This is a genomic window from Azospirillum rugosum, assembly GCF_017876155.1.
Lineage (GTDB): Bacteria > Pseudomonadota > Alphaproteobacteria > Azospirillales > Azospirillaceae > Azospirillum > Azospirillum rugosum.
The window spans coordinates 90,628-102,015 of sequence record NZ_JAGINP010000014.1; the positions used below are offsets into that span (position 1 = coordinate 90,628).

The window sequence follows — 11,388 nt, forward strand, 5'->3', positions numbered from 1 at the left end:
GGACTCCGGATCGGGGGCGCGCCTTGTGCGTGTGGGGAACTCCCCTTCCGCACCCGCAGCCCCTATGTAGTGGGGCATGAGCATACCCGCCGATGCGTCTTCGCCAGCCACCCCGCAGCGGGATCCCCAAAGGGAGTTGCTGTCGGGCCTGGTCGAGCGCGTCACCTTCCACAGCCCGGAGACCGGATTCTGCGTCCTGCGCCTGAAGGTGCGCGGGCAGCGCGACCTCGTGACGCTGGTCGGCCACGCCGCCTCGATCAGCGCGGGGGAGTTCGTGCAGGCCTCAGGCGCCTGGGTCAACGACCGCACCCATGGCCTTCAGTTTAAGGCCGACTTCCTGCGCGCGACCCCGCCGACCACGGTGGAGGGGATCGAGAAGTACCTGGGATCGGGCCTGATCAAGGGAATCGGGCCGGTCTACGCGAAGAAGCTGGTGAAGGCCTTCGGGGACGCGGTGTTCGACGTGATCGAGCAGCAGCCGGACCAGCTGCGGAAGGTCACCGGCATCGGGCCGAAGCGGGCGCAGCGCATCGTCGCCGGCTGGGCCGACCAGAAGATCATCCGCGAGATCATGATCTTCCTGCACAGCCACGGGGTCGGCACCTCGCGCGCCGTGCGCATCTTCAAGACCTACGGGCCGGACGCCATCCAGCTGATCACCGAGAACCCGTACCGGCTGGCCCGCGACATCCGCGGCATCGGCTTCAAGACCGCCGACGCCGTCGCCTTCCGCCTGGGCATCGAGAAGACCGCCATGATCCGGGCGCGCGCCGGCATCAGCTACGCCCTGGCGGAGGCGACGGACGAGGGGCATTGCGGCGTACCGACGGCGCAGCTGGTCCCCATGGCCGCCAAGCTGCTGGAGATCGAGCCGCCCATTGTGGAGACGGCGCTGGGTTTGGAACTGACGGAAGGCACCGTCGTCGCCGACACGCTGGATGGCGAGCCGTGCGTGTTCCTGGCCGGGCTGCACCGGGCGGAGCTGGCGATCGCCGACCGCCTGCGCCGGCTGGCCGAGGGGCGGGTGCCCTGGCCGTCCATCGACACCGACAAGGCGATTCCCTGGGTGGAGGAGAAGGCCGGCATCACGCTGGCCGAGGGGCAGCGGGAGGCGCTGCGCCGGGCGGTCGCGTCCAAGCTGATGGTCATCACCGGCGGGCCGGGCGTGGGCAAGACGACGCTGGTCAACAGCATCCTGACCGTGCTGAAGGCCAAGCAGCTGACCATCGCGCTGGCCGCTCCCACCGGCCGCGCCGCCAAGCGCCTGTCGGAGAGCACGGGCCTGGAGGCCAAGACCATCCACCGCCTGCTGGAGACCGACCCGCAGGCCGGCGGCTTCAAGCGCGACGAGACCTACCCGCTGGACTGCGACCTGCTGGTGGTGGACGAGACCAGCATGGTCGACGTGCCGCTGATGAACGCGCTTCTGCGCGCGGTGCCGGGGCGCGCGGCGCTGCTGCTGGTCGGGGACGTGGACCAGCTGCCCTCCGTCGGGCCGGGGCAGGTGCTGGGCGACGTGATCGCGTCGGGCGCGGTGCCGGTGGTGCGGCTGACCGAGATCTTCCGGCAGGCGGCGACCAGCCGGATCATCGTCAACGCCCACCGCATCAACGCCGGCCAGATGCCGGACTGGCCCAGGGCCGGCACGCGGGAGGCGGAGGAGAGCGACTTCTACTTCGTGGAGGCGGCGACGCCGGAGGTCGGCGTGGCCCGGGTCATCGAGATCGTGCGCGACCGCATCCCGCGCCGATTCGGCTTCGACCCGGTGCGCGACGTGCAGGTGCTCTGCCCCATGAACCGCGGCGGCATGGGCGCGCGCTCGCTGAACATCGAGCTGCAGGCGGTGCTGAACCCGCCGGGCGAGCTGCGAGTCGAGCGGTTCGGCTGGGTCTTCGGCGTCGGCGACAAGGTGATGCAGGTCGAGAACGACTATGACAAGGAGGTCTACAACGGCGACCTCGGCATCGTGTCGGCCATCGACCCGGAAGAAGGAACGCTGACCGCGACCTTCGACGGGCGGCCGGTGACTTACGAATACGGGGAGTTGGACGAAATCGTCCTGGCCTATGCCACGACGATCCACAAGAGCCAGGGCTCCGAATATCCGGTGGTCGTCATTCCCGTGGTGACCCAGCATTACACGATGCTGCAACGGAACTTGATCTACACGGGCGTGACGCGGGGCAAGCGGCTGGTGGTCATGGTCGGGCAGCGCCTGGCGCTTGCCATGGCGGTGCGCGGAGCCCAGGCCCGCCGCCGCTGGTCGAAGCTGCGCGAGTGGCTGGCGCCCGGCTGAGGTGGCCGGCTGAGCCTGTGGGCGGGCGTATGGCGACAAATTGTCACCGGTGGCACCGTCTCAAGCTCCGGGTGAGGCCTTCTGGGAGCATCAGCGAGGGCGGACCATCGCCGCAGTGTGGGCTTAACACCTTCATAGCGAACGGAAAAGCCGGCTTGAGCGCGGCTTTTCGGAGGTGCCGTCCGGTCGCGGAAGGTGCGGGCGGGGGACCGGGTTGTGTTGGGCCTTCTGGCCCTAACGTATCGCCCAGGCCGCCAAGTCCTCCGGCCAACGGTCTTAGTTGTGCGGGTCTGGCCTTTGGCGTGCTTGACGGACGGCCCAAGGCCTGTGACAAAGATAATTCGGCATCCTCTATGAGCTTGAAGACACATGTTCGACCGCCCGCCCCGTCAGGGCTACCGCGCTCCCGAGATCACCAAGGCCAACGTCACCGCCACGGTTAAGTGGTTCAACCCCACCAAGGGGTTCGGCTTCGTGTCCCCCGAGGACGGTTCGCCCGACGCCTTCCTGCACGTTTCCGCGGTCCAGGCCGCGGGCTATGACGCGCTCGACGAAGGCGCCACCATCGTTTGCGACCTCGCCCGCGGCCCGAAGGGTCCGCAGGTTGCTTCCATCCAGTCCGTGGACACCTCCACGGCCTCCCAATCGTCGCGCCCGGCCCGCTCCGGCGGCGGTGGCTATGACCGTGGCGGCTATGACCGCGGCGGCTACGGCGGTGGCGGCGGCGGCTACGACCGCGGCGGCTGGGGCAACGACGCCGGCGGCGGCGAAGAGGTCGACGGCACCGTGAAGTGGTTCAACGTCGACAAGGGCTTCGGCTTCATCACGCCGAGCACCGGTGGCAAGGACGTGTTCGTCCATGTGAACGTCCTGCGCCGTTCCGGCATGCAGACGCTCCAGGAAGGCGATCAGGTGCGCGTCACCGTCCGCCAGGGGCAGAAGGGCCCCGAGGCGGGCAAGGTCGAGTACCGCTAAAGCCGAACAACCGGGGCGCTTCCGCAAGGGGCGCCCCGGTTCGTTTCCGGTCGATGCTTCCGCAATGAACGATGCGCTTGGAAAAGGGCGCGTCGCTTTTCTTGTTATGTAGTCGATTTAGGAGCCATTCACCACAAAGACACTAAGACACTAAGAATTTCACAAAGAAGCTTTTGGATGGAGGAAGCCTCGGCTTCGATCGGCGCCCCTTTGTGAAAATCTTTGTGCCCTTTGTGTCTTTGTGGTGAAAATCCTCCGCACGATATGCTTTGAGCGTTGGGTTCGACTGTTTTAGGCCGCCAGGCCCATGGCCTTCAGGTCGTCCTCCACCGTGCCGATCGGCATGATGTTGTAGTGCTCCACCAGCACCTTCAGGACGGCCGGGGTGACGAAGGCCGGCAGCTTGGGGCCGAGGCGGATGTTCTTCACGCCCAGGTGCAGCAGCGCCAGCAGCACCGCCACCGCCTTCTGCTCGTACCAGGAGATCACCAGGGACAGCGGCAGGTCGTTGACGCCGACGCCGAAGGCCTCCGACAGGGCCAGCGCCACCTTGACGGCGGAATAGCTGTCGTTGCACTGGCCCATGTCGAGCAGGCGCGGCAGGCCGGCCACGGTGCCCAGGTCCTGGTCGATCACGCGGAACTTCCCGCAGCCGAGCGTCAGCACCACCGTGTCCTGCGGCAGCGCCACGGCCATGTCGGTGTAGTAGCTGCGGGCGCCTTCCGCCCCGTCGCAGCCGCCAATCAGGGTGAAGTGCCGGATGGCGCCGCCCTTGACCGCCTCGATGACCTTGTCCGCCACGCCGAGAACGGCGTCGTGGTGGAAGCCGGCGAGGTGGTGGCGCACCGGCGACTCGTCGGTGAAGCCGTCCGCGGCCAGCGCGGCCTGGATCACCGGGGCGTAGTCGTGGTCGGCGATGTGCGTCACGCCCGGCCAGGCGACGAGGCCCGAGGTGAAGATGCGGTCGGCGTAGCCCGGGGCGGGCTGCTGGATGCAGTTGGTGGTCATTAGGATCGCGCCGGGGAAGGCGTCGAACTCGCTGCGCTGGCGCTGCCAGGCGCCGCCGTAATGGCCGACCAGATGCGCGTATTTCTTCAATTCCGGATAGCCGTGGGCCGGCAGCATCTCGCCGTGGGTGTAGACGTTGATGCCCGTGCCTTCGGTCTGCTTCAGCAGTTCCTCCAGATCCTTCAGGTCATGGCCGGAGACCAGGATGGCTTTGCCGCGCACATGGCCCATCAGGACCGGAGTCGGCACCGGGTGCCCGTAGGCGCCGGTGTTGGCGCCGTCCAGCAGGGCCAGCACGGTCACGCTCATGGCGCCGGTGCGCAAGGACAGGGAGAGCAGCGCATCGACGGAGGGCTCGTCCTCGGCCAGCGCGGTCAGCGCCTCCTGCACGAAGGCGTAGACCGACTCGTCCTCGCGCCCCAGCAGCCGGGCGTGGCAGGCGTAGGCGGCGGCCCCCTTCAAGCCGTAGACGACCAGCTCCTGGAGCCCCGCAAGGTCGGCGCCCAGCGCCGCGATGCGCGTGTCGATGCCGACGGCCTGTCCCTGCGCGACCAGCCCGGCCAAGTCCGGGGCCGGCTCCCAGGTGGCGGGGCCGCTGAGCGCCTCGGGCGCCTGACCCGCCGCGGCGCAGGCCTGCGCGTAGTCGGCGCGCAGGGTGTCGCGCAGGGCCGCGGCGTTGCGCAGGAGTCCCTCCAGCCGGTCGGGGTCGAAGTTGACGTTGGTCACCGTGGTGAACAGCGCGTCCAGCGTGAAGGCGTCCGCCGCGTTACGGCGAATCCCCATCTTGCCCAAACGGTGTGCATACTGCGAAATGCCCTGGGCGGCGTGGACGAGGAGATCCTGGAGTGCGGCGGTGTCGGGTGTCTTCCCGCAGGCGCCCTGCGTGGTGCAGGCGGTCCCGCGGGTGGTTTGTTCACACTGGTAGCAGAACATGGACGGGTCTCCCGGGCGGTCGGTATTGGCGAACTGATGCGCATGAATGAAGCCTCGCGGTTGTGCCGCACTTGACCGCGGTCAAGTCGGACGTCCGGATTTCGCGACGATTGATGCGGCGGATTGTCACCGAACCGCGGGAGCAAGGGAGGGAGAGAGGAGCAATGAGGAACGATCCGCCGGGCTTCCGGCCACAGGACGCGGCCATGCTGCGCTCCAACGCGTTGTTCGGGCGCCTGTCCGACCGGGCGCTCGGCCTGCTGGTGAGCACCGCGCAGGTGCGCGCCGTGCCGCGCGGCACGACCCTGTTCGTCCAGGACGAGGAGGCCGACCGCTTCTTCGTGCTGCTGGACGGCTGGGTGAAGCTCTACCGCCTGACCCGCGACGGGGCGGAGGCGGTGGTGAACATCATCGCCCCCGGCGAGACCTTCGCCGAGGCCGCCATGTTCGCCAGCGGCAAGTTCCCGGTCTGCGCGGAGGCGGTGACCGAGTCCCGCATCCTGACCCTGACGGCCGAGGGCTTCGCCCGCTGCCTGCGCGAGGACGAGCAGATCGCCTTCGCCATGCTGGGGTCCCTGTCCATCCGGCTGCGTCACCTCGTGCAGCAGATCGAGCAGCTGCAGGTGCAGCCGACCCCGCAACGCGTCGCCAGCTTCCTGCTGCGCTTCTGCCCGGAGGGGTCGGGGCCGGCCACCTTCGCGCTGCCCTTCGACAAGGCGCTGGTGGCCCGCCGCCTGGGCATGCAGCCCGAGACCTTCTCCCGCGCGCTGGCCAAGCTGCGCGGGGTAGGGGTGGAAACGCAGGGCGGCACCGTCTCCGTCGCCGACCTCGACGAGTTGCGCCGATTCTGCCAGGTGGACGAGGGCGGCGCCGCTGGCGAGCGCGACTGATTGCCCAAGCGGTGAAATTGCGGACGGGGCGGGGGAGTGCTATATAGGAGGTGGCCGATGGGTGCTGCTACACCCACCGGCCTTCTCCTGGCCTCAGATCTGCGTCAGGCGGATTTCAAGCCGCCAGCGCCGATACCGGAGAACCAGGAGGAAAGGCATTTTGTTCATGCCTGGTCCTCCTTTGAAAACGGCGGGTGGCCAATTCCGCCCGCCGTTTCCACTTTAGCGCATTCCCATGTGTGATCTGCACGCGGCGCGGGTGCGGCCAAACGTCCGCCTCCGGCGCTTTCGCCAGCCTCCAAGCGCTGCCTTGACGGTGCGCGGGCGGGCGTGCCAGCATGCGGCTCATGAGCACGTTGGGTGAACAAGCCCAAGGCCATGACATCCACGGAAGGCCAGTCTGAGATGGGCGAGACGGAAACTCCCGACCCCGTGAAGGAGCTTGCGGAGTTCGCCGAAGGGCGGCGATTCGCCACGGTGATGGCCGACCCGCCCTGGCGGTTCGTCAACCGCACTGGCAAGATGGCGCCGGAGCACCGCCGCCTGTCGCGCTACGGCACCATGACGGTGGAGGCGATCTGCGCGCTGCCGGTGGCCGGCGTCGTGGCGCCGACCGCGCATCTCTACCTGTGGGTTCCCAACGCCCTGCTGCCCGAAGGCTTGCAGGTGATGAACGCCTGGGGGTTCGAGTACAAGACCAACATCGTCTGGCACAAGCTGCGCAAGGACGGCGGCTCCGACGGGCGCGGGGTGGGCTTCTACTTCCGCAACGTGACGGAGCTGATCCTGTTCGGCGTGCGCGGCAAGAACGCTCGCACGCTGGCCCCCGGCCGGACGCAGGTGAACTATCTCGGCACCCGCAAGCGCGAGCATTCGCGCAAACCCGACGAGCAGTATGAGCTGATCGAGTCCTGCAGCCCCGGCCCCTATCTGGAGCTGTTCGCCCGCGGCGCCCGGCCGAACTGGGCGGTCTGGGGCAACCAGGCCGACGACAGCTACGAACCGACCTGGAAGACCTACGCCTACAACTCCGCCGTCGATCGGGACGCGGCCGTGGAGTGAGGGGCGATCACGCCTCTTCGGTTTCCAGGGACACTCCGTCGCCGACCTCGAACTTCGCCTGGCGGATGACGGGGTGGTCCTGCTTCCAGGCGTCGAAGTCGGAGACCAGGGCCGGGCGCATGCCCAGCACCAGGATCGGGCAGCCGCCGCCACGGCCGGCGTTCAGGCGGTAGAGCAGCTTCGGCATCCAGGTGGTGCTGGCGCCGTACTTGTTGTGGAAGTCCTTCATGTCGACGCGCCGGGCGATGTCCTGGAACAGGGGCACCAGGTCGGCGCTGCGCGTCAGCAGGACGCCGGCGCTGACCACCCCGCATTCGTAGAAGGTGCGGGCGGCGTAGAGGTCGCGGTCGAAGGTCTGGTCCTTGCTGTTCCATTCCATGTCGAAGGACACGCGGCCCTTCACGAAGTCGATCTTGTGCCCGTCGATGAAGCGCTCGACCTTGAACAGCTCTTCGTGCTGGCGGGCGACCGGCTCCCGCCGGCGCGGGGCGTGGCCGGGCCGCGGGTCCCGCGTCGTGATGATGCGGCGGATGAACAGGTCGCCCTGGATGCGCGTCTCGTGCCAGCCCAGCGGGTTCAGCAGGTCCTCCATGTTCTTCGCGATGCGCGACTTGTTGCCGCCGGAGGTGACGATCTCCTCCGTCCGGATGCGGAAGGCCATCAGCGTCCGGATCATCTCGTCGAACTCGCTGCGGCAGGCGTGGGCCAGGATGCGGGCGGCGTTGCGGAAGCTGTGGACCTCGTAGAGCGCGTGGAAGTCCGGCGGGAACAGGCCGTCCACGTCGGGGTCGCGGGCCGAGATGATCGGGGCCGCGTCGTGCAGGCAGGCGAACAGGTCGGTCATGGTGGGGCGGCCACGGACGGCGGGAGAGTGGGGGCCCTGAGGGCGGGCGGCTCCGCCAGCATGGTCTTGGCCGTTCGCCGGATCCACTGATTCCGCGGGCCCGCGACATCGGGTCAACCCGGACCCGAAAGGTTGTGATCCGGCGGCGGTGCGCTGTTCATCGAACTGCGGTCCATGGTATCTTCCCGCGCCCGGACACACGCGTCGCGGAATTTCGCCTGTGTTCGGGGGCCTTTTTTGGGGGCCTGTGGTCAAGCTGGTGCCGTGCTGGGTTCGGAGGCTTCTGGATGAGCGACGATTTTCTTTTCGCCGACGACGAGCCGGTCACCGACACCGAATCCGCTGCGGCAAAGGAAGACGCGCAGGAGCCGGCCGAGCCCTGGGTCATCCTGATCGTCGACGACGACCCGGCCATCCACGCCACCACCAAGATGGTCCTGCGCGGCTTCACCTTCGAAGGCCGGCCGGCGCAGTTCCTGTCCGCGGGCACGGCGCTGGAGGCGCGGACCCTGCTGGAACAGAACCCGGCGATCGCCGTGGTCCTGCTCGACGTGGTCATGGAATCGGATGACGCCGGCCTGCGGCTGGTTCGCTTCATCCGCAGCGAGCTGAACAACCGCCGGGTGCGCATCATCCTGCGCACCGGCCAGCCGGGGCAGGCGCCCGAACGCGACGTCATCCTCAACTACGACATCAACGACTACAAGTCGAAGACCGAGCTGACGGCGCAGAAGCTGTTCACCTCCGTCGTCGCGGCCCTGCGCGGCTATCAGGACATCACGGCGATCGAGGCGCACCGGCAGGGGCTGGAGCGCATCCTGGACGCCTCCTCCGCGCTGCTCGACAAGCGCACGATGGCGGAGTTCGTCGGCGGCACCGTGGCCAAGCTGGCCGAGCTTTGGCCGTCCTGCGAGGGGGTGGCCCTGTGCATCCGGTCGGCGGAGGGCGGGGGGGTGCGCGAACCGCTGCTGCTGGGCGGAAGCGGTCCTCTTGCCGGCGGCCCCTTCGCCGGCGGCCACCTCCATGCCGAAGTTCGCCCGGTTCGCGCGGCCCTGCCCGTGGAGGTGGCCGGCGCGGTGGCGGAGGCGCTGGCCGACGGGCGCGGCCGGTTCGAGCGCACGCACAGCCTGCTGGTCTTCCGCTCCGCCTCGCGGCACCACGACACGGTCTTCTACCTCGCCCACCGCCGCGCCCTGACGGAGGACGAGCGGCGGCTTCTGGAGGTCTTCTGCTCCAAGGTCGCGGTCGGTTTCGACAACGTGCACCTGTACGAGGAGCTGACCGAGCTGAACCGCAGCCTGGAAAGCCAGGTGGTGGAGCGCACGCGCGAGCTGGTCGAGGCGACCGAGGCCGCGGAGGCCGCGCGGGCCGAGGCGGAGGCCGCCAACCAAGCCAAGTCGCTGTTCCTGGCGACCATGAGCCACGAGATCCGCACGCCCATGAACGGCGTCCAGGGCATGCTGGAGCTTCTGGAGTTCACGCCCCTGACCGCGGAGCAGCGGGAGCTGGTCGCGGTGGTCCGCGATTCGGCAGGGGCGCTGCTGACCATCATCAACGACATCCTCGACTTCTCGAAGATCGAGGCCGGGCGGCTGGACCTGGAGCGCGTGCCGGTGTCGCTGGCCGCCGTGGTGGAGGGTGTGGCCGACACGCTGGCCCCCGGCGCCCGCAAGAAGACGCTGTCGCTGATCACCTACGTCGACCCGGACCTGCCGGCCCTGGTGATGGGCGATCCCGTGCGCATCCGCCAGGTTCTGTTCAACATCGCGGGCAACGCGGTGAAGTTCACGCCAGCGGGTTCCGTCAAGATCCGGGCCGAACTGGCGCGGTTCGAGGAGGGCAAGGCGACCATCCGCATCACGGTGACCGACACGGGCATCGGCATTTCGAAGGAGGCGCAGGCCCGCCTGTTCCGCCCCTTCACCCAGGCCGAGGCCTCCATCACCCGGCGCTTCGGCGGGACCGGGCTGGGGCTGTCCATCTGCCGGCGCCTTGCCGAGCTGATGGGCGGGGAGATCGGCGTGTCGAGCGAGCCGGGGCAGGGCGCGTCCTTCTGGTTCACCTTCACCACCGGCCTTGCCCCGGATTCGGAAACGGCGGAGCCGGCGGTCGCCGCGCCGCCGCTCGGCGGGGTGTCGGTCCTGCTGCTGGCCCCGGACGCGGAGGAGCGGCGCTTCCTCGCGCGCTACCTCAACGCCGACGGCGCGCTGCTGGTGGACGCCCCGGACGCGGAGGCCGGGCTGGCGGCTCTGCTGCCCGGAACCGCCTGCGACGTGGTGGTCGCGGCGTCGGAGGTGGACCTGGCGCCGCTTGACGCCCATGCGGACGCTCCGCGCGGGCGCGTGCTGCTGACCCCGACGGTGGCAGCGGCGGTCCCCGGCGGGGCCGCGGGCGGAATTGTGCCGCTGGCGCGCCCGGTGCGCCGCGCCCATCTGGTCCGCGCCGTCCTGGCCGCCGCCGGCCGGGTGGCCGCCGACGAGGTGGCGGTGGAGCCGCCGAAGGCCAAGCCCGCCGCGCCGGCCCCGGCCCTGTCCGTGGAGGAGGCCCTGGCCGCCGGGCGTCTGATCCTGGTGGCGGAGGACCACCCGACCAACCGTCAGGTCATCCAGCGCCAGCTGACCCTGCTCGGCCACACGGCGGAACTGGTGGAGGACGGCGCCCAGGCGCTGGAGCGCTGGCGCCGACGCCCCTACGCCCTGCTGCTGACCGACTGCCAGATGCCGGAGATGGACGGCTTCGAGCTGACCCAGGCGATCCGCGCGGAGGAGACCGCGACCGGCCGGACCCGCCTGCCGATCGTCGCCATCACCGCCAACGCCATGGAGGGCGAGGTGCAGAAATGCCTGGCGACGGGCATGGACGCCAGCATTTCCAAGCCGCTGGAGATCGGGCAGCTCCGACGCATCCTCGACCGCTACCTGCCGCACCCGGACGGTGGCGGGGAGGCGCCGGCCATGGCGTCGGCTGTGGCGCCGGTTATCGTTCCGGGCGTGGCGCCCGTCGCGTCCGTGTCGGCCGTTTCCGAGGTTCCGCCGATCGACCTGGGGGCGCTGTCCACTCTGTTCGACGGGGACACCGAATTCGTCGGCCAGCTGCTGGAGGAATTCGTCAGTTCCAACACCGCCACGCGGGACCGCCTCGTCACGGCTTTCGGCGCGCGGGACTGGGACGACGTGCGCCAGGCCGCGCACAAGCTGGCCGGCTCCTCCCGCACCGTCGGCGCCCGCGACCTGGCCGCGGTGGGCGACGCGATCGAGCTGGCCTGCGTCGACAAGCGTCTGGACGGGCTGGACGCCCTGGTCGCGCAGGCCGGCGACGAACTCGCCCGCGTCGCCGGCTTCATCCGCGGGGCGCGGTAGGGCCGTACCCCTGCGCTATCC

7 protein-coding genes are annotated in these 11,388 nt (G+C 69.3%); 5 read left to right on the forward strand and 2 right to left on the reverse strand.

From position 1 onward, the window contains the following. Window positions 1-136: 136 nt before the first annotated feature. Together recD2 and J2851_RS19345 are read left to right on the forward strand one after the other, a co-directional pair. Window positions 137-2,296, forward strand: a complete 2,160-nt coding sequence (gene recD2 / locus J2851_RS19340; RefSeq protein WP_425514310.1) for an SF1B family DNA helicase RecD2 — start codon at window positions 137-139, stop codon at window positions 2,294-2,296. A 369-nt stretch (window positions 2,297-2,665) separates the two neighbouring features. Next, on the forward strand, window positions 2,666-3,271 hold the full coding sequence (locus tag J2851_RS19345) for a cold-shock protein (protein WP_209768112.1): 606 nt from the start codon (window positions 2,666-2,668) through the stop codon (window positions 3,269-3,271). A 291-nt stretch (window positions 3,272-3,562) separates the two neighbouring features. Here J2851_RS19345 and hcp read toward each other — a convergent pair whose 3' ends face one another. After that, complete coding sequence (gene hcp, locus J2851_RS19350) at window positions 3,563-5,212, reverse strand: hydroxylamine reductase (RefSeq protein WP_209768113.1); 1,650 nt, start codon at window positions 5,210-5,212, stop codon at window positions 3,563-3,565. 164 nt (window positions 5,213-5,376) lie between these two features. Here hcp and J2851_RS19355 point away from each other — a divergent pair, with 164 nt between their 5' ends. Next, complete coding sequence (locus J2851_RS19355; RefSeq protein ID WP_209768114.1) at window positions 5,377-6,102, forward strand: Crp/Fnr family transcriptional regulator; 726 nt, start codon at window positions 5,377-5,379, stop codon at window positions 6,100-6,102. Between the two features lie 360 nt (window positions 6,103-6,462). Continuing rightward, the gene (locus tag J2851_RS19360) at window positions 6,463-7,164 is read left to right on the forward strand and encodes an MT-A70 family methyltransferase (protein ID WP_343206602.1); all 702 of its coding nucleotides are present in this window, start codon (window positions 6,463-6,465) and stop codon (window positions 7,162-7,164) included. A 7-nt stretch (window positions 7,165-7,171) separates the two neighbouring features. On the opposite strand, the gene J2851_RS19365 is transcribed toward J2851_RS19360, so the two are convergent. Then, window positions 7,172-8,008 (reverse strand): BglII/BstYI family type II restriction endonuclease, encoded by an 837-nt coding sequence (locus tag J2851_RS19365; RefSeq protein WP_209768115.1) that lies wholly within the window; start codon window positions 8,006-8,008, stop codon window positions 7,172-7,174. A 287-nt stretch (window positions 8,009-8,295) separates the two neighbouring features. Between J2851_RS19365 and J2851_RS19370 the strand changes: the two genes are divergently transcribed. Beyond that, window positions 8,296-11,367, forward strand: coding sequence for a response regulator (locus J2851_RS19370; protein ID WP_209768116.1), 3,072 nt, complete (start codon window positions 8,296-8,298; stop codon window positions 11,365-11,367). Window positions 11,368-11,388 lie beyond the last annotated feature (21 nt).